The sequence below is a fragment of the Chitinophaga sp. LS1 genome, assembly GCF_034274695.1.
In the GTDB taxonomy this organism is placed as follows: domain Bacteria; phylum Bacteroidota; class Bacteroidia; order Chitinophagales; family Chitinophagaceae; genus Chitinophaga.
The window spans coordinates 4,749,455-4,771,810 of the sequence record NZ_CP128362.1; the positions used below are offsets into that span (position 1 = coordinate 4,749,455).

Consider the following 22,356-nt stretch of genomic DNA (forward strand, 5'->3'; position numbering starts at 1 on the left):
AGCCACTACCACCCCGACCTTGTTTTAATCGTCGCCTGATCATTCATATTAAACTGCTGTAGCTGCCGCTCTATAATCCCCTCCACCACGGCCATCACATTTTCCTTCATCGTTGCGCCACTTTGTACCGTAGTCATATGCCGCATCTCCAGTACCGGCGTTTTACGTTCCGGTGAAGCATCCAGCTCCACAATAAATTCCGACACATCATCATTAATACTGGAATCTTTATCATTATCCACACTTTCACCAGAAGCAATCGTCGTCGCAATATTTCCTCCATTCATCAGTGTCTCAAATGCCCCTGATATAGTAAGATGATTTCCCAATCTTCCAGCTGGTCCGCTTTGTAGTTTATACTTATTATCGAGGGTCGATTCAATCAGCTCGTTTACCTTCGTATACCAGGCTATTGGATCCACATCCTTCTGGTCCTCTGGAAATTGCTCCTGCAGCTCTTCCCACAATTCTTTAAAAGTACCTTTCAGCATAAATGGCACTTCATTCTTTTCAGTCTCAGTAATATTATGACCTGCTCTTATGCCTTTAAAATAACTAAGCAATACATCCAGCACGCCCTGTAAACAATTCAACAGACGGTTTCCAGGCATGACCGTCCCCTCAATAGGAATGAGCCTGGCCTTATTAATAATCGCTGCAATTTCAGTATTTACATCTTCGGCTTCTCCTATTCCCCAGAAATGTCCATTGGTTAAAGTAGGACCCATAGGATTACTAAATAATCCACTCAATCCGCCTAGGTCTATCCCGATATTCACCTGTGGAGAATACCCATTATTAAGCATAGCATCTCTAAAACTAACCGGCCAGTGATTATCAACACCTGCCAGCTGCGTACCTAAAGGAGTGAGTCCAGGTTGTTCCAGCGCATTTATCTGCGTATTGATCTCATCCAGGTGATTGCTCAGGTTTTGTTTTCCATTATCCCCAAGCTCATCCACCAACCCCTGTTTGCTGGTAACCACTTCAATAATACTGGCTTTACCAAAATTTTTCGGTATCCCATTTACCTTCCCTTGTATTTTATCCTCAAAATACTGCTTGCGTGGCGAACCAAATACCTGCCCTCCACTATCCGCATGTAATTCCACCCCGTTTATATTCCCGCGGGTATCCCGTGAATAAGGTACACCATTATAGATCAATCCAAAAAGGTTAGGGTCATTCTCTTTTGTATCCCCCAGATAGGTTTCAAAAACAGGGATACCTGTTTCCACTTCTATTCCCACCCGCCGCTGTATCGGTGCCGGCTGACTCGCTGTATTTGTCATTGCCTGTACAACAGGAGCAGGCCTTACTGCCGGATAAGAACGGGCATTAATTCCTATACTACTTCCTGATGATTGAGGGCTCTGCTGTAGTGGAGTGATACGGGGTTCCTTGGAAGTCATAGTCAGAGGGATTATTGTAGTAAATTATATTACCAGTTAAATTACCTCTTTTTTGTCAAATTCTAATAAATAATAATTTCTTCATTTTTTTGCAATCTGGTGGCTGTTTTGCAACAATGTCCACCATTATATTTTCCAGGGTTCTTAGTGTCATTTTGAAAATGGAGCTTACTAGTAATATTATGTCTTGAGACGATAACCAGACTTTTTCATTTTGATAATGAAGTTGTTTAAACTTTTAATTTTCTACAGAACAATGTTATAAAAGCGAGCCAGTGTAATCCTAACCATGTGAATGTCTTTGTTTCATAGCGCACCAATAGTTCTTTAAATGCATCGATCCATGCATTGGCATGCTCGATTTTTATTCTCCTTTTATACAATTCATCATCGAAATAACGATATTGGTCAGTGCTGAATTTGCTGTTACGCTTGTTGGGCTTCACATTTAACGCTATATCCTTTTGATCACATACCAGCCGAAACTCCTCACTATCAAAGCCTGGATCGGCATTCAAAAAAACACCTTTACAAGTAATATCGGCTTCCTCCAAAACGCTTATCATTTCTTCAAAAATGCTGGTGATTTCATACAAGTCATTATGTTCCCCACTTTGCGGGCGGCCTACCGATAACAGTTGTCCTTTGTTATCACTCAAATATAAGCTGTTGGTTGTTTTGCACCCCTTTCTACCCTGATATCCCACCTGCTCCCCTCCCCGTTTGGAAGGCGTATGACTACCGTCAAATTGCGCGCTGCACAAGTCTAATTCACCCTTGTGCCCTGACAATAGCGCGATCCACACCTGCCTGGATGAACCATCTTTACTCCATTTATTAAAGTAATAATATATCAGTTGCCAGCTTACCTTATACTCAAAGTATTCTTTAACGCTTACTTCCCGCCATTGACAGCCTGTTTTCATCCGCTTTAAGATTAACTGAACCACCTTTATTAAACATATTCTGGGTGCAAAGCCTCGTTTCCCCTTACTTAAATAAGGTATTATCCAATCTCTTATTTTATCTTCGTCTATGAGTCCCAGATTTATTCGTTTTTTTTCGCAAAACAAAAATCTATAATCTCTGGGACTCTTCCTTTTTTTACATAAGTTTAAACAACTTCAACTAAAAAAGCTCATTGATTAGTTGTAACTTATATTTTTAATTTCATAAATTTTACCTTATTGAAAAATACAATTAAAGACTCTCCGATAGTCATTTTGACTGGGTTTTCAACATCAGGAAAGTCCACATTAGTAAGGAAGCTACATTCACGTTTAGGTGACACCTTTATTGATATAGATACTGACAATAAAATTTGCGATAAGGCTGGCGTAAAGCATATTTACGATATATATGTCAACCATGGACCTGATGAGGCAATAAAGTATATTGAATATACAGAAAGCGCGGTACTCAATGATATTGTAAATATCAATAATAAACCAGTGGTTGTTGCCGCAGGTCCCTTTGTTGTACTGCGTGAAGGTTGGCTGGAGCTTATCGAGAAAAGAAACCCCTACATAATTTACTTAGAAGTAAGACCTGAAGTTGTATATGATGGATTGATGAATCGAAAGTTAGAACAAATGCGAGATGCCAATGCTAAGAAATCTCAATACTTCCGATCTTGGGATAACAATTTTACTGTTCAACTAACAACTCAAGGTTATACTGATCTTCCCCGGAATGAATCTATTGAAAATATCACTCAGCATTTAGAAAGTATAGATTCTTTATATAGAAGGTTTCGCCATACAATCTATAATGTTGATCAGCTAAGGGCAGATCCAAATACTGAGGACCATTTTTTTAGTCATGTAATTAAAAAACTGGACTTGTAACATTTTATTAGATGTTACACATATATATTAACAGTATTGAAAGAAGAGAAACATTATTTTATTTCAGAACTCAGAAAAACAATATGTCTGTGGATACTTACAATTTACTTATGGATATATGAATAAGGTAATAAATTATTACCATAAGGCTAACCATTTAAAATCAAATTCACTGAAGTGTACCAATCTGCTACATCATTTACCTCAAGTTTCCGCCAAACTATTTTCATAAAAGCGGCATTATTTATTCTTGAAGAACTCAATAATTCTATTACTTGATATTGATTGGATGAATTATGTTCCAATTACGAAGAATTTACGCCACAACTTCCTCCTCCACAAATAATTAATTTTTTAGTATGTTTTATATTATTCTTATCTCTTACCAAAGTTTCTCTTAACTGGGGATTATGTTTATGTCCATGAAGGATGATGTCAAATCCCATGTTTTCCAACTTATATTCGACGAGACCAGAATCTCTAATAATTGATAAATCCATCCAGACAATTCCATTCGTATTACTTACAGATGCTGGATGTGGTAGCAACTGGTGATGAGTAATTGCAATTTTGATAAAGGTATCGTTGATATTATTTTCTTTAATAAATTGGAATGCTTTTTTAAATTGTTTGCCTCCAATGAAGCCGTAATGATTTTGGTTATTTTCATACATACATGAATTGAAAGAAATGAATAATAATTGGCTTTCTGGGTAGAAATGTATAGCTAGAATGTCTTCAGGATTAGGACGATCAGTGTTAATAGTTAAATCCCATTTGATAAATGGATATAGTTGCCTAAATAATGGCTGTCCATAAAATTTATACAGAAACGAAATGTAGTTATCAAAACGATTACAGGGATCTACTTTTTCTGAATTCCAATCAATATCATGGTTTCCTGGAGTAACAATTACTTTTTCTTTTTTGATATTTAATATTGTGCACACCGCATTCATAAAATTCAATGCCATTTCGAATTCGGATCGACTTGCTGAATAAGTGAAGTCGCCAGACACAACTAAGAATAGACGATTGGAGTCATATTTAAAAAAGGTATTAAATTCCTCCTTGATATGCTCATGTAAAGGTTGGTTATACTCACCATTTTTAAACCGATGCATATCTATCTGGATATTGTTTTTCATTGCATATCCAAAATGAATATCAGTTAAATGTATTATTACGGGTAAGTCGCTTTCTCTTTGATTGGAATGAAATTTCGCTTCCACCAACTCTCGATTTAGGGAAAACTCGTTAAGCCAGTTCATTATTTCTAAAGCCCCTGAAGAATTTAACCCATGGCTACCTAGTAAAGAAATTTGACTGATTGCTGATTTTGCCGCATTATAGCCTATAATGTTAGTGTATAAATTAATTAGCACCATGTTTAAATACTTCCAAGATCCTGCTAGAGAGTCTAGTATCTTTGGTTATAATAGTTGTCTGCGCTTTTAACCCATTTTGTAAAAATACTTTTTCCCCGTTTACAGTCTTTAAGTTATTATCGATCCTTATAATAGCAAAGAAGCCACTATCTGAAGGAATTGAGGATATATAGCTTATATTCCCTTTTAAATAACCAAATTCACGATAAGAATAGGCATCAAATTGGCAATACACAGGCAGACCAACTTTAATCTTACCAAAATTATGTTGAGATAAATAGGTCTCAGCATACATCATAGTATCTTCCGGATTAACATAACCAATCAGTTTTCCAATGTTCAAAACCTGATTTTCTTTTATAGGAATAGTATATATAAGTTTTCCTGTGATCGGCGCTTGAATTAAAAACTTATGTTTCCAGGCATCAACGGCAGTCTTCAGGGTAAGTAAAGCATCTTCAAAGATAACTTTCTGTTGTTCTTTATCATGATCCTGCTGTGTAATTTCCTGCATTTTTTGAGATATCTGAGCACCATTCGCCATATGGGAAACTTCCAGTTGTTGAAACAATATTTTCTTATTGATCAATTTAGCTTCTTCTAATCGCATTCCTTCAGGAGATATTACCTTTTGATCATGCAGGAGGGTATTCATATTGAATGATGCTTCTGTAAGGCCCATGTCTTTATCAGAAAGCAAAATTTCTGTGCTGATAGCAGTATCAATATTACGCAAACTAGTAAGCCCCTTCATAAGGTTAGCTCTTTTTTTCTCATAAAAGCCGTTGTAAAAATAATCTTTATATAACTCAAATTCTTTATTAAAAATCTGATAATCTCCTTGAATTTCCCCGAGCCTATAAAAGTTGCGTTCCATAAATGTTACAGCCTTATGCGTATTTCCATTTCGAAGTTGTTGTAAACAGCTATCGATACTATTTTCCAGTTTCAATACCGCTGTATGATCAGCCGTACTTTCCATATATGCAATGATATCATTTGCTGATACCCTGTTTTCATTTTTCTCTAATAGTTTCACCACCCGGCCTTCCTGTTTGCAAATCACTGCTTTGGGAGAATTAACGGCCACAACTATTGCCGAGCCTTCAATTACATCAGGATAATTAATATAAAAAGTACTTATGCCCATGATCATTATTATTAATAAGAACAATAGCAACGCCCACTTTTCAACAAATCCGGGTTTTCTGGATATTATTTCCTGGGCCAGTTCGGATCTCTGATCTATCAGTGTGTCGCTTACTACCTCATCAATATGTAGCAGGTTTAATTTCTCAGGGTTTATATCAACGGTGTCCATTATATTATTTTTAGTTACCTAATTCAAGCTGGTTTCTTACCAATTCATAGTATTTTCCTTCTTTAGCAATTAGAGAATAATGGTTTCCTTCTTCAATAATCTTTCCTTTATCTATAACGATAATTTTATCTGCATCTCTAACTGTACTTAGACGATGAGCAACAACAATAACCGTTCTGCCTCTGAAAAACCTATCCAGATTTTCAACAATCACTTTTTCATTATTAGCATCTAATGAATTTGTAGCCTCATCAAACAATAGATACTCAGGATTTTTGTAGACTGCACGGGCAATTAGCAATCTTTGTTTTTGACCCTGGCTGATTCCTACTCCTTCTACACCAAGCCGGGTATTAAACCCATTAGGCAAAGACTCTATAAAGGATAGGATATTGGCTATTTTGCAACTTTTAACGAGTTTGTTCATATCTACAAATTCATCTCCTACTGCTATATTTCTTGCGAATGTATCATTAAATATATAGCCGTCCTGTAGTACAGCACCAGTTTGTCTGCGCCATGATTTCGGACTAATATGTTTGAAATTACTATCCCCTATACGTATATCGCCCTGATATTCTCCATAGATCTTTAAAAGTAACTTCAAAATTGTTGTTTTGCCACTTCCACTCATTCCTACTACTGCTGTAACTTTCCCTTCCGGAATTGTAAATGACACATCATCTAAAACCAGATCATTATCTATTCCTGGATATCGAAATGAAAGGTGATCAATATTAATTGTTTTATTATGAGGCAATTCCTTTATAAAGTGTTTATCCAGAGGTTCTTCATCTTCCATTTCATGTACTTCATTCAACCGCTCCAAACTTATTTTAGTATCCTGGATACTTTGCGTCAGGCCAATTAACTGATTCATAGGGCCACTCAATTGCCCGATTATATATTGGACTGATAACATAGCTCCAAATGTGAGTTGTCCTTCCACAACTAACCGGGCCACCATAAAACTTATTAACACATCTTTCCCATTATTAATAAGCAGCGCACCGGCAGATTGTAGTTGTGAATAGTTCAGATTTTTAAAAGTCAGTTTAAAAATCCTTGCCTGTATATCCTCCCATTCCCAACGCTTCAATTGCTCTGCATTATTAAGTCTGATCTCATGCATTCCCTGTACCAACTGTAGGGTAGCATTATTTTCAATAGAAGAAATATAAAAGCTATCATAATTTAGCTTTCTCCTTATGGGAAGAAATATCCTTAACCATAGGAAATAAAAGAAATTCCCTACCATAAATACCATAAACAGGATAGCATTATAATATACAAGTATGATGGCATATATAAAAAAGGTTAATATAGAAAAAATGGTAGATAACGGTCCTCCAGTAAGAAAACTTTGAATGGCCTTGTTATCTCCTAATCTTTGCATCGTATCACCTGTATGATGCCGTTCAAAATAGGACAAGGGAAGTTTGGTAAGCTTAATCCAAAAATCTGATAAAAGGGATAGATTCACTATACTGGAAATACGCAACTGAATTCTGCTTCTAATATAGGAATTAATCGTACTGCTTATACTGAGCATCATTTGAGCTGCAAGTGTAATAATAATATAGTCAATACTATGAGATTTAATGCCTACATCCACCATACTTTGAGTAAGAAAAGGAACGATCAATTGCAAAAGCATCCCAATTAACAAAGATATAAATACCTGCATCAGCGGTTGTCTGCAAAATCGCAGATATTGAGTTACCAGCCTCCAGCTTAACTTATTTTCCTTCTCTCCATCTGCTTCATAGAACAAAGCAGTTGGTTCCAATATTAGCGCAGTGCCAACAGCGCCGATTTCTTCAATTTCGTTCGACTTCCAATGGGACAAAAATTCGTTTTTTGTGTATTTAATCATTCCACCTGCTGGATCAGCAATTATCGCATATCTATTGGTTATCCTGGTTAATACGACGAAGTGTTTTTGATTCCAATGTAATATTGAAGGCAGTGGTACAATCTGTAGCTTGTCATAATTTATTTGTATGCCCCTTGTTCTGAAACCTATCTGTTCTGCGGTTTCACTTATTCCTAACAAAGAAACACCTAGTTTCGAGAATCCGGACACTTGCCGGATTGTATCCGTAGAATAATGTTTTCCATAAAATTTGGCTATCATTCTTAAGCAGGTAGGGCCACAATCCATAGCATTTAGCTGGCGATAAAAAGGGAAACTCATGAAAGAACAATGTATAGTTAACAAAGAAAAGTTAACTAAATGTATTCAATATGTGTCAAAAAATCAAAAATATGAGATCAATATAAGCGCAGTGGCGCACATTCATCAAAGGTTAAAATACGGTTAATAATAGTTAAAATATGACCGAACAATTCCTAATGAAAGATATAGTATTGCAGTGGACACACTGTACTACGTTTTCTCCCATACAAATAGATGTAACCCATGTTTAGAAAACTTTTCATTAACCCAAGGGAAAACTGCGTGGAAGCTACTTCCCTACTTTTTGAAAGCTTAAACGCAAGCGTAACATTCACAACTATAGAGAAAAGAATAACATCTCATCCGAACTATCCCAGCGCCATTTGTATCAGTGATTTTTTGGATTCCCTAAAAATACATAATCTCTCGTTTACTGTGACGGAAGAATTTCTGGATAGAGCAGATGATCCATTTCTGACACTTATCCATAGCGATCAATATCATATTGATATGTATACGATAGTGAAGCCTGGATCACACAATAAATTAAGTTATTTTGATCCTGACCTGCATAGCTGGAAAACATTATCCCACAAGGATTTTATACCAAAATGGAATAGAGATTTTGTAATGATGTTCCAGGCCGAGGGACCTGTTATAGAGGAAGATTATAAAGCAAATTTATTTGCTGAGCGCCGTCAGCTTTTATTTAAATATCTGGCATATACTTCCTTACCATTATTATCTATTTTTGCAATTGCCTTAAACTTTATAATGTCTGGTGCGAAAGCTGTCAATTCAAGTATGTATCTGTTACTAAGTATAGCCGGATGTATCACTACGATTTTATTATTGGGATTTGATGTTGATAAGCACAATCATGTTCTAAAAAACATTTGCGGTAAAGGCAGAAAAATAAATTGTAGCGCTATCCTTGGCTCAAAATTTTCAAAAATAGCAGGTATCAGCTGGAGTGCTATTGGTTTTACATATTTTGCCGGGCAGCTTCTTTTAGGGTTATTTAATATTTTCACGAATCAGTCAGCGATTGCAAACGCGCTTTTTTTCACTAATGCGCTTGCATTACCATATACTATCTATTCTATTTCTTTCCAAACGAAGGCTAAAGTATGGTGTTCATTATGCTTAGTAGTACAAATACTGTTGGCATTACAGTTTACGGTCAACATCACTTCTGGGTGGTATTATATTTCACACCTGAATACATTATTAGAGCCACAATTGCTGGCTTTAGTAGTACTTGCATACTCCCTACCTGCTATAACTCTCTCTATTTTGATGCCAAATCTGATTTCAGCGAAAGAAGGAAGATATACCCAAAAGGAAATAGCTCGCTTAAAGCACAACCCGCAAGTATTTGATTTATTACTAAAACAACAGAAGCAGTTAATCTTTTCACCAAATGAAATGGGAATAAAAATAGGAAGTGGAAATAAAAAAATCATAAAGGTATGCAATCCATATTGTATCCCTTGCTCCAATGCACATAAACACATCGAAGAAATATTACGTACTAACCCAGATGTTGAAGTGCAGATAATTTATTGGATATCCCCTACTGAAGAATCCAGTAATATTGTTAAACATTTGATAGCAATTGAAAAGTTATATGGCCCTGAAAAATTGAAAGAGGCCCTTGATGATTGGTATTTAACTGAAAATAAAGTTTATGATAATTTTGCTATGAAATATCCTATAGATGGGGCCTTTTTGAAACAGGAGGAAGCACTTGGATTAATGCATAATTGGTGTACTAAAGAAGAAATATCATTTACGCCAACATTCTATATAAACGGTTTTCGTATACCAGGCAGTTATAATGTAACTGATCTAAAATTCTTACTTGCTAGTTAATTCTCATTTACATCTTAAAGGTTATTTTTTTCTTTCAATCAATTAAAACAAGATCAAGAAATGAAAAAGCTAAGATTACAGGTGCTACAATTTGGCGCAAGGGAAATTCTTTCCAGATCCCAGCTCAAAAACGTAATGGGAGGAGATGATGGCAGCACTGGAAGCTCCTCCTCTTATTCCTGTAAAGGAAGATGTCTAACCGGGGAAAGCAGCAGTACCTCCTACGTTCCGAGACCATTGTTCAAGGATTGCTATTGTCCGTCATGCACCGACATTGGTTGCGCTGTTGCTTAATGAAACTACTACATATACAAATGGCCGGTTATCGATAATACTAAATTGAATTTTAAATAGATTATTGCAAACAGTAACCCAATCTAAATAAATTAAATATTCCACTTATAAATTAAGTCTCCCTTACATAGTGTATAGGAGTTTTCCACCAATCAATTAAATCCAAATCAAAAATGAAAAAGTTAAAATTACAGGCGCTCCAGTTTGGAGCCAAAGAAATCTTATCCAGATCCCAACTTAAGAATGTTATGGGAGGAGATGATGGCAGTGGAAGCACCACCAGTGACTATTCATGTACAGGAACTTGTATCACTGGAGAATCCAGTACTATTTCCTGTACTCCGAGAAAAATGTTAGGTGATTGTTCTTGCTTAATGGGGACTCCTGTAGATTGTGCAGTTGCCTAACCTTTAGTTTTAACAACCTATCACTTTTAAATGGTAGGTTGTTAAATTCTGTAAGGCTATTAATTCTACTTTGACAAGTTAGGAATTGTGAAAAATGGATAAAAATAAGACTTTAGTATCATGTAAATCAAACGTATAAATATAAGACATGGTCAACAGCCGCCACAACCTGCCGAACCAAAGCGGCTGGAAAAATATATGTTGCTACGAGGTCATGTTTTTAAAACCCGTACCCACAATAAAATGCCCTTATCAATTCAATATGTGAAAGGTTTATTCCAGAGCAGGAAGGGTAATATAGAACGGATGGTGGAACATGTGGCTACAGTATGCAACATTTCATCAGCGAATCTCCGTGGGATGCGCGTACAGTTTTTGATACGGTTGCCCTTCATACTAATGAGGTTTTTAAAAGTTTTGATCAGGTGGCATTGCTCATAGATGAAAGTTCTCACCTTAAGAAAGGAGATTATTCTGTAGGGGTATCTCGTCAGTACTGTGGAACAATAGGGTAGGTAGATAATTGCCAGGTGGCAGTTTATGCAGGATTAAGTGCAGAGAATTATTATGGTTTAGTAGATACAGCCTTATATCTTCCGGAAAGCTGGACCTCTAATCGTAAACGTTGTAAAGCAGCCGGCGTACCCAAAGAGCGGGACAAACATAAAACCAAAATAGAACTGGCGGTAGACATTGTGAGACATCAATTGGAACTGGGCACCCACTTTGATTTTGTGGGAGCAGATGGGCTATATGGTAACAGTAAAATGTTCCGGGAGGAATTGGATGATATGGAATTACTGTTTGTACTGGACGTACATAGTGATCAGCAGGTCTATACAAGTGCCCCATCGCTTTATCTTCCGGAAAAACAGGGCAGTAGCGGTCGGAATCCAACAAGATATAAAACAGAAGACAAGACAACAGAGGTAAAAGATTTATGTCCGGCGAAAGGATCGAAAAAATGGGAAGAAATAAGGTTAAGGAAAACAGGGAAAGGCGATCTGGTCTGCCTGGGATTCGTAAAGAAGGTATATTTGTGGGATGGTGAATCCGGGCACTATGAAGAGAGATTATTAGTTATTCGGGCCACCAAAAAAAGAGTGGCAATCTGGAATATAAATATGCTTTAAGTAATGCAGCAGATGGAGAGTTTGAAGTAGAAGAATTGGTTCGCATGCAATCCCAACGGTATTTTATAGAACGTAGCTTTCAGGATGCAAAACAGGAAGCAGGTATGAGTGACTATCAGGTCAGAGGCTGGCTGGCCTGGCACCATCATATGGTATTAGTCATGATGGCACTTCACTTTATACTCAGTGAAAAGGTGCTGTTCAAAAATGAGTATCCCTTATTAAGTGCATATGACATAAGAGATATCATGATACGCGTTTATGCAAAGGAAAATCACAACGCCCAAAATGTAATGGAACAAATCCGTAAAAGGCACGAGCAGAGAAGATTAGAGGAACTTAAAAAGGACTCATCATAACTTGTCAAAGCAGAATTAAACATAAGAATATTATTAAACTTAAAAATCGAAAAATTATTATGGCATACGAAGGACTTCATTTTGTATCAAATGAAAAATTACCACATTTGGGTGGTAATATTGCGGAAGGAGACCCACACACTTTTGCCCCTAACGTTTGGCAGTATTTAATAGAGCGATTTGCACTCACATCTGTATTGGATCTGGGTAGTGGAATTGGTTATTCATCTCATTATTTTCATAAAAAGGGACTGAAAGTTATTGCTGTTGATGGTTTATATGAAAACATACAGCATGCGATATATCCAACTATTCAAATGGATCTAACAAAACAATCTATTCATTGCCAGGTAGATCTGGTACATTGCCAGGAAGTAGTAGAGCACATTGAAGAAAAATATATAGAAAATTTATTACAGTCACTGGCAAATGGGAGGATTATTGTTATGACTAATGCATTGCCCGGGCAGAGCGGTCATCATCATGTTAATGAACAGGAAACGGAATATTGGATAGAAGCTTTAAAACAATATAATTGTCACTTGCTACATGAAGACACTCATAGAATCAGAAGAATTGCAGAAACCGAAGGCGCTGAATTCTTAGCCAAAACAGGAACTGTATTTGCAAACAATTCAAGATTATAGGAAAAATTCGTATGAATAAAATTCAAACTTACATTATTAATCTTAAAGAAAGAGAAGATAGAAATATACATGCCAGGAAAGAATTTAGCAACAGAGAGGAATTCTCCCTTACAATTGTAGAAGGCATCAGACATGAAAATGGGGCTTTGGGATTAATTTTAACTATACAAAAAATATTAAGCACAATGGTGACAGAAGCTGCTCCTTATATTATTATAGGAGAGGATGATCATCAATTCACTGAGCATTATTCTAAAGAATTACTATTTGAAACGATTATAGCAGCTGAAAACAAAGATGCTGATATGCTTTTATGTGGCATAAGTGCTTTTAAGGGTTTCATACCTATTGATTCACGTTTAAACTGGGTGAAGGATTTTACTGGAACTCAATTTGTAGTATTATTTAGAAAGTGTTTCCAGTTAATTATTAATGCGAAGGTTAATATTGGACTAACCGCAGATGGATTATATACAATATTATCGAACGATAAATATTTTATATATCCATTTATATCAACACAGAAAGAATTCGGTTATTCAGACGCGACAAATGAAAATAATGAAATTGGCAGAATAACAGAATTATTTGAAAAAAGTGCTACAACCGCTAGTCTGTTAACTAAGGTGTATTCATATTATCGTGAAGCGATTCCTACTCAACCGATTCAAACATCCGATTATGAAGGAATGGTATTACCAACATACATAATTAATCTTCCTGAAAGAGTAGAACGTCGAATACACATACTTGGGCAATTTGATGGAAGAAAGGAATTTGACTACAAGTTAATTAAAGCTGTCAAACATTCAGTAGGTGCATATGGGCTCTGGCAGACTATCCGAAAAATAATTCATCTGGCTATCGAAAATGATGATGAAGTAATTCTTATTTGTGAAGATGATCATGAATTTTCTGCTGATTATTCCCGTGACTTTTTATTCAAAAACATTTTGGAAGCACACCTTCAGGGTGCTGATTACATTTCTGGGGGAAGTGGCGGTTTTGATTATGCACTTCCTATTACTGAAAACAGGTTTTGGGTAAACCCATGCTATTCTACTCAATTTATTATCATTTATAAAAAATTCTTCCAGCAAATATTGGATGAACCTTATGATGAGACAGTCATTGCGGATATTTTATTACCTTCCATGACAAGCAATAAAATGCTGCTCTATCCGTTTATTTCCTTTCAAAAAGACTTTGGTTACTCAGATGTAACACCTCTTCACCATGAATATAAAGGTCTTATCACCCGGATATTCAGTAATAGTGAGAAGGCATTGGCATTACATCAGGATATTTACATCAGGCATTGCAAATAAACGCTGAAAAACCCACAATTCATTGATCTACTATGGAAATAAATTACCTTATACTGGCCCATTCCAATCTTCAGCAGGTTGATCTTATGATTAATACTCTGATGATGCCCAATACTTATTTTCATATTCATATTGATAAAAAGGTATCGCTAAAAGAGATACAATCTCACAGTTTTTATACAAATAAAAATGTAATCCTTCTAAAAAGAAGGAAGTCTTTAAACTGGGGGGGATTTAGCCTCGTTGAGGCAACACTTAATTTAATGGAATCAGGTATAAAAAAGAGCAGGAGCGGAGGATATTTTGTTTTATTGAGTGGTAAAGATTTTCCGATTCAATCTAATCATAAAATTCATTCATTCCTTGCAGACAACTACGGATCGGAATTTATTAAATGTGATCCACTTCCATTTAAAAACTGGAATAATGGTGGTTTGGAGAGAATTCAATACTACTGGCTAGGAGATATTCTTCCTACAGAAATAAGTAGAAATTTCTATCAATTTCAAATTGAAAAGAATCTACCACGCCCCTTTTTCGAAGATTTCCATCCTTTCGGAGGATCCCAATGGTGGTGTTTAACATCAGACTGTATATTATATATATTAAAATTCATTCGTTTCAACCCAATTCTACTAGATTTTTTTAAGTTTTCTTTTATACCGGATGAGCTTTTTTTTCAAACAGTTATAATGAACTCTCCTTTTTGTGAAAAGGTAGTTAATGATAATTTGAAATACATTATTTTCAATAAACATCAAAGTCATCCTAAAATATTCAGGGCGGAAGATTTTGAAAGTTTGATTGAATCAAATAAATTGTGGGCAAGAAAGTTTGACATTACAGAGGACGTTACTATTGTTAACCGGCTAATGGAAGTTATTAAAGAATAAGCATACATGTGAGTTATGATGCTACAAAATTATTATTTTTATGAAATATATCCTTTGCATACTGATCACACTTGTTAGCCCAGTTTTAATATTGGGTCAGAAAAAGTTCAATATAACCTTTGTACTTCCGGATAGTGCACATGTCAAAAAGATGAATTTTTATTATTATGATTGCATACAAAGGTCATATATTCCTGTTTCTGCTACTTATACTAATAACACGGCAACTATTTCTCATAGCTATAATACTGTATATGCGAAGATTTTCATAGATTATAATTTGGGTAAAAGAAGGCCATTTATGTCAATAGTTACTACTGAGAAACCGGCTTCAATAAAGCTAATGTCACCTATTAATGAAGGTGATCCGTTTAACAATGCTACAATAATAAACGCACATGATTGTAAACAGGAGATTTCAGCTATGACAGCCTATATCAAGGAACCTCAAGAACGATATAATCAAATGTATGATTCCATTACACCTGGATGGGTTCCACATGATAGCCTTGCTTTTGAAAGGCTTGAAGAAGCCAAAATAGCAATTGAAAACAAACGATTGGAATACATAAGGAAACACTCATATTCTTATTATTCTTTTTCACTGTTTGAAAAGTTTTCTATTAGTACCTTATCTCCGGATCTTCTTTTACAACAATTTGCAACAATTTTTCCAGCCAGATTTAAGAATAGTGAAGAGGGGGCCAGTGTTAAGAACTATTTATTAAACAGAGCTATCTTGGAAGATAAGAAAAAAGCCTTATCATTTACAGCCACAGACATTGATAGTAACAAGATCATATTGAATGAAATTTATAAAAAAAAGCAGGTATTGCTTGTATTTTGGGGCACCTGGTGTAAACCGTGTATCGATGAGATTCCTTTATTGAGAGCAATAAGAAAAAAGTATCCGATAGATCAATTAGAAATAATTGCCATTGCCACTCAATCGCCGCCTGAGAAAGTCCGGCAATTAATTAAAGAGCAACAATTGGACTGGACTCATATTGTTAACAATAATAGTATCAATTTACTTTATCAGGTCATTAGTTATCCCGAAATTTACCTAATTGATACTAATGGGAATGTTAAATATAAAAAAAGCAGTTATCCAGATATTAATTTAGAGAATTTAAACAAAACAATAGACATTGGCTTTCGGTCCATAAAAAAATGATAGCACGCCACTAACCGAAGCCATTCACTTTTCTTTGGAGGGAACAACAATAACGCAGAAGCCACCGTCAGCAAAAGGTTTTGTGCCAAAGAAAGGTAGGTGGCTGGTCGAACGATCATTTGCTTGGCTCAATAACTTTAGAAGATTATCGAAGGACGAAATATTATGTTTATTCACCCACCTTAAATGATTCCGCCACCTTATCAAATATCGGCCTATACTTCGTTTTCTTATCAGGTGCACAAATCCCTGTAATCACATACGCAATCCCATCAGCAGGAAATACATACGCCATCAGGTCCGCTTTCACACCCTGCATTTCCATCGTATAATTATACCACGCACCATGTATCCCATTTGCCTTAATATCCCCATTCGCCACTACTTTTGAACCCGGTAATATTTGTTCCAGTGAAGACAGTGATTTGGTAATATAAGTTTTAAGCGATACTCCCTGCATGGACTCCGTCACCATGTTAATATTTGGATTAGGTACTTCACCCGTTTGAGGAGAGATGATGTAGTAATAATTAATCCCCTGAATCGTCTTACGATCCGTAGTCCATCCTTCAGGCGTATCTAAATGAAAATGCTCACTACCTTTGTTTAAGTTGGTTTTGTCAATGGAGTTTAAAACGTCTTCTGCAGTTTTGGGTTGTTTGTTATTATTACATGCAAAAGCCAGGGTTAAAGCCAGTAGTCCCAATATTTTTTTCATGCTATCTGAAATTTAGGTTGAAGTCTATTACTACGAAAATAGTATTTCTTGTCATATGACGAGTCCCTATTCTTTCTTTCATACCAGTCGACGCCTTTTCCCAAATGTCGATCAAATCATGTTTTGTACCTGTAAATGTACCCGATATGAACACGGGTGCAGGATCTTTTGTCCAGAAATCAATCCCGATCTTCTCCGCACTGGCTATGTGTAAGGCTGTTTGTCGTACACTGTTAAAACTACTGGTCACCACCTGTTCCCATTGTGCATCGGTGATCTGTTGCAACCATTCGATCGCTTTATAATTAGCCCAGATATTATAACTGGCTAAGTCGAGGAGATATGCTTTATTCATAGCCCAAAGGTAGGCCCACATGCAGGTGGTAAATAACAGGCAGGCGTTCTAAAAGTATCGCTAAGCGTTCAATTGGTATTGCTTGGGCGTAATACCATATATCTGTTTAAAAGACTGGATAAAACTCGAAAGGTTTTCATAACCCAGTTCATAATAAATCTCACTGGCTTTTCGGTGCTCATGTCGTAGCATCTTTGCCGCTCTTTCCATTCTCTTTTCCAACAGCCATTTATTCGGACTATTGCCATAGATACGTGCAAATTTACGCTTGAATGAAGAAAGACTCATATTGGAAAGGTAGACCTAAAACTGAAATTGTTTGGAAGGCTACTGACATAGGGTTGTCACCCGGGGCCCTTTATTTTGTACCAGAAAAAACAATTATCACATGATTCTTTCCTCGATTCGTATCATTACTGCTGATATTCAGGGCCTTGTTAAATTTTATGAAGAAGCTACAGGGCTTCCATTTAACTGGTTTACGGAAGACTTTGCCGAACTGAAAACTGCCGGTGCGGCATTGGCGATAGGGAGTACCCGCACGCTTGCACTTTTTGGTGGCAATGTGGCGGAGCCGGCGCAAAACAAATCAGTGATCATTGAATTTAAGGTAGATGATGTAGATGCTGCTTATGAGCGTATACCTGCGGAAACGGTTGTACAACAACCTACGACTATGCCCTGGGGTAATCGTTCTTTGTTATTCAGAGATCCGGATGGGAACCTTGTTAACTTCTTTACGCCTGTAAGCGAGGATGCGAAGAAGCGATTTGCTTAAGCAGGAAATTCCATTTTTGCCATTTAAAGATCCGGTTCACGGTTACAAAGTACCTCCGGAAAACGTTTTATTCAAATAGCTGAAGTGGTTTTCTTCGGCTATTTGAATTTCTTGCATATGGGCCTATCCGACCTTTTCAATACCGGATATTATATTAAAAGAAAAAAATTTCCCTCATCCTTTAAAATATTATCATTAGGTATTCGTCTACCTAAAAAACGCGTTTTACTTTTATATGGCAAGATTTCCATTAATGCTATTGCTCTTCCTGGTGGGCGACCTTTATTTTTACCAGGCAGTATCGACACTCAGTCAGGATCCTATGCTTCATTTTGCCTACTGGCTGGTCGATATTTTTCTGATCGGTGCGATCATTTCTATCATCTTCATGCGCAGAGCCGGCCATACTTCAGAACGCCTGATCGCTGTTGTGATCGGTGCCATGGTGCTCAGCTTTATCCCTAAGCTATTTTCCTCCCCGGTATTATTAGCCGAAGATATTGTTCGTTTATTCCGTGGCTTTCCAGACAGAAGTGTCATTGTGAGTGAGGTCGCGCTGGCACTGGCAGGGGTGATCTTCCTCCTGATCCTCTTTGGATTGACAAAGGGTAAGCATTTCTATAAAGTTAGAAGAGAGACGATCTTCTTCCCGGACCTGCCGGAAGCATTTGACGGTTTTACGATTACACAATTATCCGATATACATTCCGGTAGTTTTAGCGATGCCGGAGGCGTACAGAAAGGCCTTGACCTGGTCGATGCGCAGAACAGCGACCTGCTATTATTCACTGGTGACCTTGTCAATAACATGGCTTCTGAGATGGATCCATGGATAGGTGGTTTTACGAAGTTAAAGGCCCCTTATGGCAAGTTTTCCGTATTGGGGAACCATGACTATGGCGATTACATGAGATGGGAAAGTAAGGAGGCGCAGGCGGCAAATCTGGACCGTTTAAAAGCGGTGCATGGGGAGATGGGCTTCAATTTATTATTAAATGAAGCGGTGACGATCAATAAACAAGGGCAGAGCATTTCGCTGATCGGTGTAGAGAATTGGGGGAAAGGTGGTTTTCATAAATATGGAGATCTGAAGAGAGCGACGGTGAATGTGCCGGATCATTCATTCAAGGTCCTGATGTCCCACGACCCTTCTCACTGGGATGAGGTAACGGTAGATCATCATCAGCATGTACACCTTACATTGGCAGGGCATACACATGGAATGCAGTTTGGAATTGAATTATTTGGTTTTAAATGGAGCCCGATAAAGTATGTATATAAGCAATGGGCCGGCCTGTATGAACAGCAGGGGAAATACCTGTATGTAAACAGAGGGTTTGGTTTCCTCGGCTTAAAAGGCAGGATTGGGATGTGGCCTGAAATTGCAGTATTGACATTAAAGAAGGGCTGATAAGGGGGACCTTATCAGTTTTTTAGAATAGCATTCCTCCCCGGGAGGTTTTTCTTCCGGGGGAAACCTTTTTTTAGCGCTTATTCAGCACTTTTCCGGGCTTTTTCCGAGGTGTTTTTTGGGATTGTTTTTCAGCGCTTTTGGGAGGGCTGTTTTTCCCTCGGGCTGATGCCGGATTTATTCCAGTTTAAGTTCCCTGACTGTTTCATTCCCCGGCAAATCCACCGCCACTACTATGATCTTACCACCCGGTGGCTGACTGGCTACCTTATAGTACCAATCCACACCATTCCTGCCTAAAACAGCGGCGCCTCTATCCACGATAACACCATCAGTATCAACCACCCGTATTTCCACAGCCGCTACCCTGAATTCATCTTTTGCGGTCACGATCACTGTCTCCTCTTCGAATCTGATATTCTGAATCTCCGGTGACGCATAAGCATCCTTTACCGCCATATTATAGGCATTCTGTCCCGGTCCGGCCAGTGACTTATAATAAGCTTTCAGGTCCGGATCTTCCAGGATTGCCAGCGCATAGGCTGCTGCTATTTTCATCTTATACCTGGCTTCCAGCTGCTTTATAGTTGGCTTATTCTTCGATGGACCGCGTTTTTTGGCAATAATAATCTGCCCGTTCCTTTCGTAAATCGTGAGTTGATCGCCGAGGGAGCCTCGTACACATTGGAGGAGTATGTTGTCTTTTACAAGAGCCATAACAAACAGTTTTGAGGTTATAAAATCAATAATAAATATAGGTATGCTAATATAGTGAATCTTTATCACTATACCAATACTAATACATCACTTAAAGGGCACTTCAATATCCAATCGATATTGAAGTGCCCTTATAATGCCCTTATAGTGACCTTAAGGAAGTATAACTATGCTATAGCTGGACTATAATTCTTAAGAGAAATATCCTAAACTATTATCACCAAATTCTATCATTCTTTTATTGTGGGTGGTTCTTTTGGTATGTAAACCAATTTTATATCATCCCACTTAGACCTTACCTGGATATAGTTTTTTTATTGTATTTGTTATCCGCCCTATTTCCTTATTTTCGGGAATATTTGCTCGTCAAGGAATTAAATATCAACTGAATGCACACTATCCTTCCTTTTTTTCTCGCTATGATCGCGGTTGTCGTGGTATTAGAAATGTGGGCGACCCGGCTAAAAATCGCATACCCTATACTGCTGGTAGTGGCAGGACTCCTCATCAGTTTTATCCCCGGGTTGCCTGCGGTAAGGGTAGATCCGGACCTGATATTCTTTATTTTTTTACCTCCTTTATTATTCGAAGCATCCTGGGGTGTGTCATTTAAAGAAATGAAAAAGTGGTGGCGTATTATCACCAGCTTTGCCTTCCTTGTCGTATTTTTTACGGCCTTGTCGGTAGCGGTGGCCGCAAATTATTTCCTCCCCGGGTTTTCGATCGCATTAGGGTTTTTATTAGGAGGGATTGTCTCGCCACCGGATGCCATCAGCACGGCGGCGATTACAAAATTTGTAAAGATCCCTAAGTCTACATCGGCAATATTAGAAGGAGAGAGTTTGTTGAATGATGCGTCTTCCCTGATCATATTTCGCTTTGCCATGATAACCGTAGGTACGGGGCAATTTATCTGGCAGGAGGCAGCGACTAGTTTTTTATGGATGATAATCGGTGGTGCCGCAGTCGGTTTAATCTTAGCGTGGGCATTTGTAAAAGCACACAGAAAATTACCTACCACGCCTACATCAGATATCGCGTTGACATTGATAGAACCTTACCTGATGTACTGGCTGGCAGAGCAATTGCATTGTTCCGGTGTATTGGCGGTGGTATGTGGTGGTTTATATATGTCTTCGCAGCGACTTGTATTTTTGAATAGTGCCAGTCGTATATCGGCTTATAGTGTATGGGACAGTCTTGTGTTTATATTGAATGGGATTGTTTTTCTCATCATAGGACTGGACCTGCCCGAGATTGTAGAGGGATTAAGGGCAGATGGTACACCTTTGCATACCGCTATTGGTTATGGTGTACTGGTGACGGGCGTGCTGATAGTAGCACGCATTATTAGTGCGTATTGTGCCATGTTGGCAACGATTATCTTTCGTCCCAGTGTACGTCCCCGGGCAAGCACGCGAAGCCGGACGATGTTGTTGCCATTGATGTTGGGCTGGACGGGTATGAGAGGGGTGGTATCCCTGGCGGCGGCGTTGTCGATACCGGTGGCGTTTGAGAATGGCACATTATTTCCGCAGCGGAACCTGATCCTCTTTATCACCTTTGTAGCTATCTTATTGACACTGGTGGTACAGGGATTGACATTGCCTTACTTCATCAGCCGATCGCATATTTTTGATGATATAGAGAAGGAGGAGTCGGAAAATACGACCAGACAGCAGATGAAACAGGGGTTGAAGCAGCATGTGTACCAGGTGTTGAAGAGTAAGTATGAGAAGGAATTGAATGGGCATGCAGGCATGGAGAAGTTGTTGCATATATGGGAAGAGCGGGCAAAAGCGAATAGTGAGAGCCTGATGAATGAAACGATGAAAAAGATCTTTATAGATTTGTTGGAGAGTCAACGGGATTATTTGACGGAATTGAATAAAGATCCGACGATTGATGAGGAGATCATCAGAGAACAGTTATACCAGATAGATCTGGAGGAGGAACGGATTAAGATCATTTAGGCCGTTAACGGTTAAATTTAAAAAGAGGGGGAATAAAAAACGCACTGAACATTGCTTAAATAATTATCTGCCTCCTTCAGGTATCCAAATAAAACGAGGCCGTATCTTATTGCTGATACGGCCTCGTTTTAATAATACATTGTC

Annotated in this window: 20 protein-coding genes and 1 pseudogene; 12 read left to right on the forward strand and 9 right to left on the reverse strand. The window is 37.6% G+C overall.

What is annotated here, in order from left to right; translation table 11 throughout:
* Positions 1-5: 5 nt before the first annotated feature.
* Positions 6-1,412, reverse strand: coding sequence for a hypothetical protein (locus tag QQL36_RS19690; protein ID WP_321566520.1), 1,407 nt, complete (start codon positions 1,410-1,412; stop codon positions 6-8).
* Positions 1,413-1,642: 230 nt separating this feature from the next.
* Entirely contained in the window at positions 1,643-2,485 is an 843-nt protein-coding gene (locus tag QQL36_RS19695; RefSeq protein WP_321566521.1) for a transposase, read from the reverse strand.
* Between the two features lie 114 nt (positions 2,486-2,599).
* Here QQL36_RS19695 and QQL36_RS19700 point away from each other — a divergent pair, with 114 nt between their 5' ends.
* Positions 2,600-3,259, forward strand: a complete 660-nt coding sequence (locus tag QQL36_RS19700; protein ID WP_321566522.1) for a shikimate kinase — start codon at positions 2,600-2,602, stop codon at positions 3,257-3,259.
* A 305-nt stretch (positions 3,260-3,564) separates the two neighbouring features.
* Here QQL36_RS19700 and QQL36_RS19705 read toward each other — a convergent pair whose 3' ends face one another.
* From QQL36_RS19705 to QQL36_RS19715, 3 genes are read right to left on the reverse strand one after another with little or no spacing between them, the layout of a single operon-like run.
* Positions 3,565-4,647, reverse strand: coding sequence for a metallophosphoesterase (locus QQL36_RS19705; protein WP_321566523.1), 1,083 nt, complete (start codon positions 4,645-4,647; stop codon positions 3,565-3,567).
* The gene (locus tag QQL36_RS19710; RefSeq protein WP_321566524.1) at positions 4,634-5,968 is read right to left on the reverse strand and encodes an HlyD family efflux transporter periplasmic adaptor subunit; all 1,335 of its coding nucleotides are present in this window, start codon (positions 5,966-5,968) and stop codon (positions 4,634-4,636) included. Before QQL36_RS19710 ends, QQL36_RS19705 begins: the two co-directional genes overlap by 14 nt.
* Positions 5,969-5,978: 10 nt before the next feature.
* Complete coding sequence (locus tag QQL36_RS19715) at positions 5,979-8,165, reverse strand: peptidase domain-containing ABC transporter (protein WP_321566525.1); 2,187 nt, start codon at positions 8,163-8,165, stop codon at positions 5,979-5,981.
* A gap of 225 nt (positions 8,166-8,390) precedes the next feature.
* Here QQL36_RS19715 and QQL36_RS19720 point away from each other — a divergent pair, with 225 nt between their 5' ends.
* From QQL36_RS19720 to QQL36_RS19750, 8 genes and pseudogenes are all read left to right on the forward strand, one after another.
* Positions 8,391-10,022 (forward strand): vitamin K epoxide reductase family protein, encoded by a 1,632-nt coding sequence (locus QQL36_RS19720; RefSeq protein ID WP_321566526.1) that lies wholly within the window; start codon positions 8,391-8,393, stop codon positions 10,020-10,022.
* Between the two features lie 467 nt (positions 10,023-10,489).
* On the forward strand, positions 10,490-10,723 hold the full coding sequence (locus QQL36_RS35715) for a TIGR04149 family rSAM-modified RiPP (protein ID WP_415751032.1): 234 nt from the start codon (positions 10,490-10,492) through the stop codon (positions 10,721-10,723).
* A gap of 329 nt (positions 10,724-11,052) precedes the next feature.
* Positions 11,053-11,856: pseudogene (locus QQL36_RS19725) on the forward strand (IS701 family transposase).
* Positions 11,857-11,900: 44 nt separating this feature from the next.
* Positions 11,901-12,215: a hypothetical protein gene (locus QQL36_RS19730; protein ID WP_321566527.1), complete on the forward strand. Its 315-nt coding sequence runs from the start codon at positions 11,901-11,903 to the stop codon at positions 12,213-12,215.
* Between the two features lie 59 nt (positions 12,216-12,274).
* On the forward strand, positions 12,275-12,862 hold the full coding sequence (locus QQL36_RS19735; protein WP_321566528.1) for a class I SAM-dependent methyltransferase: 588 nt from the start codon (positions 12,275-12,277) through the stop codon (positions 12,860-12,862).
* An 11-nt stretch (positions 12,863-12,873) separates the two neighbouring features.
* A complete protein-coding gene (locus QQL36_RS19740) occupies positions 12,874-14,190 on the forward strand; it encodes a hypothetical protein (protein WP_321566529.1) in 1,317 nt (438 codons plus the stop codon).
* Positions 14,191-14,222: 32 nt separating this feature from the next.
* A complete protein-coding gene (locus tag QQL36_RS19745) occupies positions 14,223-15,083 on the forward strand; it encodes a beta-1,6-N-acetylglucosaminyltransferase (RefSeq protein ID WP_321566530.1) in 861 nt (286 codons plus the stop codon).
* Positions 15,084-15,123: 40 nt separating this feature from the next.
* Positions 15,124-16,260: a TlpA disulfide reductase family protein gene (locus QQL36_RS19750; RefSeq protein WP_321566531.1), complete on the forward strand. Its 1,137-nt coding sequence runs from the start codon at positions 15,124-15,126 to the stop codon at positions 16,258-16,260.
* 169 nt (positions 16,261-16,429) lie between these two features.
* Here the strand turns inward: QQL36_RS19750 and QQL36_RS19755 are convergent, their stop codons facing one another.
* From QQL36_RS19755 to QQL36_RS19765, 3 genes are read right to left on the reverse strand one after another with little or no spacing between them, the layout of a single operon-like run.
* Positions 16,430-16,978 (reverse strand): hypothetical protein, encoded by a 549-nt coding sequence (locus QQL36_RS19755; RefSeq protein WP_321566532.1) that lies wholly within the window; start codon positions 16,976-16,978, stop codon positions 16,430-16,432.
* Position 16,979: 1 nt separating this feature from the next.
* Entirely contained in the window at positions 16,980-17,333 is a 354-nt protein-coding gene (locus QQL36_RS19760) for a DinB family protein (RefSeq protein ID WP_321566533.1), read from the reverse strand.
* 60 nt (positions 17,334-17,393) lie between these two features.
* Complete coding sequence (locus QQL36_RS19765; RefSeq protein ID WP_321566534.1) at positions 17,394-17,621, reverse strand: helix-turn-helix transcriptional regulator; 228 nt, start codon at positions 17,619-17,621, stop codon at positions 17,394-17,396.
* A gap of 100 nt (positions 17,622-17,721) precedes the next feature.
* Here QQL36_RS19765 and QQL36_RS19770 point away from each other — a divergent pair, with 100 nt between their 5' ends.
* On the forward strand, positions 17,722-18,111 hold the full coding sequence (locus QQL36_RS19770) for a VOC family protein (protein ID WP_083727407.1): 390 nt from the start codon (positions 17,722-17,724) through the stop codon (positions 18,109-18,111).
* 235 nt (positions 18,112-18,346) lie between these two features.
* Positions 18,347-19,522: a metallophosphoesterase gene (locus QQL36_RS19775; protein WP_321566535.1), complete on the forward strand. Its 1,176-nt coding sequence runs from the start codon at positions 18,347-18,349 to the stop codon at positions 19,520-19,522.
* Between the two features lie 177 nt (positions 19,523-19,699).
* On the opposite strand, the gene QQL36_RS19780 is transcribed toward QQL36_RS19775, so the two are convergent.
* Positions 19,700-20,239 (reverse strand): hypothetical protein, encoded by a 540-nt coding sequence (locus tag QQL36_RS19780; RefSeq protein ID WP_321566536.1) that lies wholly within the window; start codon positions 20,237-20,239, stop codon positions 19,700-19,702.
* A gap of 389 nt (positions 20,240-20,628) precedes the next feature.
* Here QQL36_RS19780 and QQL36_RS19785 point away from each other — a divergent pair, with 389 nt between their 5' ends.
* Entirely contained in the window at positions 20,629-22,212 is a 1,584-nt protein-coding gene (locus QQL36_RS19785) for a Na+/H+ antiporter (RefSeq protein ID WP_321566537.1), read from the forward strand.
* Positions 22,213-22,356 lie beyond the last annotated feature (144 nt).

Excerpts from the sequence above, each read along its gene's own strand:
- QQL36_RS19760 (WP_321566533.1), bottom strand. The coding sequence starts at position 17,333 with ATGAATAAAGCATATCTCCTCGACTTAGCCAGTTATAATATCTGGGCT.
- QQL36_RS19715 (WP_321566525.1), bottom strand. The coding sequence starts at position 8,165 with ATGAGTTTCCCTTTTTATCGCCAGCTAAATGCTATGGATTGTGGCCCT.
- QQL36_RS19780 (WP_321566536.1), bottom strand. The coding sequence starts at position 20,239 with ATGGCTCTTGTAAAAGACAACATACTCCTCCAATGTGTACGAGGCTCC.
- QQL36_RS19705 (WP_321566523.1), bottom strand. The coding sequence starts at position 4,647 with ATGGTGCTAATTAATTTATACACTAACATTATAGGCTATAATGCGGCA.
- QQL36_RS19750 (WP_321566531.1), top strand. The coding sequence starts at position 15,124 with ATGAAATATATCCTTTGCATACTGATCACACTTGTTAGCCCAGTTTTA.
- QQL36_RS19770 (WP_083727407.1), top strand. The coding sequence starts at position 17,722 with ATGATTCTTTCCTCGATTCGTATCATTACTGCTGATATTCAGGGCCTT.
- QQL36_RS19720 (WP_321566526.1), top strand. The coding sequence starts at position 8,391 with ATGTTTAGAAAACTTTTCATTAACCCAAGGGAAAACTGCGTGGAAGCT.
- QQL36_RS19785 (WP_321566537.1), top strand. The coding sequence starts at position 20,629 with ATGCACACTATCCTTCCTTTTTTTCTCGCTATGATCGCGGTTGTCGTG.
- QQL36_RS19745 (WP_321566530.1), top strand. The coding sequence starts at position 14,223 with ATGGAAATAAATTACCTTATACTGGCCCATTCCAATCTTCAGCAGGTT.
- QQL36_RS19765 (WP_321566534.1), bottom strand. The coding sequence starts at position 17,621 with ATGAGTCTTTCTTCATTCAAGCGTAAATTTGCACGTATCTATGGCAAT.
- QQL36_RS19730 (WP_321566527.1), top strand. The coding sequence starts at position 11,901 with ATGCAATCCCAACGGTATTTTATAGAACGTAGCTTTCAGGATGCAAAA.
- QQL36_RS19735 (WP_321566528.1), top strand. The coding sequence starts at position 12,275 with ATGGCATACGAAGGACTTCATTTTGTATCAAATGAAAAATTACCACAT.
- QQL36_RS19710 (WP_321566524.1), bottom strand. The coding sequence starts at position 5,968 with ATGGACACCGTTGATATAAACCCTGAGAAATTAAACCTGCTACATATT.
- QQL36_RS19690 (WP_321566520.1), bottom strand. The coding sequence starts at position 1,412 with ATGACTTCCAAGGAACCCCGTATCACTCCACTACAGCAGAGCCCTCAA.
- QQL36_RS19775 (WP_321566535.1), top strand. The coding sequence starts at position 18,347 with ATGGCAAGATTTCCATTAATGCTATTGCTCTTCCTGGTGGGCGACCTT.
- QQL36_RS35715 (WP_415751032.1), top strand. The coding sequence starts at position 10,490 with ATGAAAAAGTTAAAATTACAGGCGCTCCAGTTTGGAGCCAAAGAAATC.
- QQL36_RS19755 (WP_321566532.1), bottom strand. The coding sequence starts at position 16,978 with ATGAAAAAAATATTGGGACTACTGGCTTTAACCCTGGCTTTTGCATGT.
- QQL36_RS19740 (WP_321566529.1), top strand. The coding sequence starts at position 12,874 with ATGAATAAAATTCAAACTTACATTATTAATCTTAAAGAAAGAGAAGAT.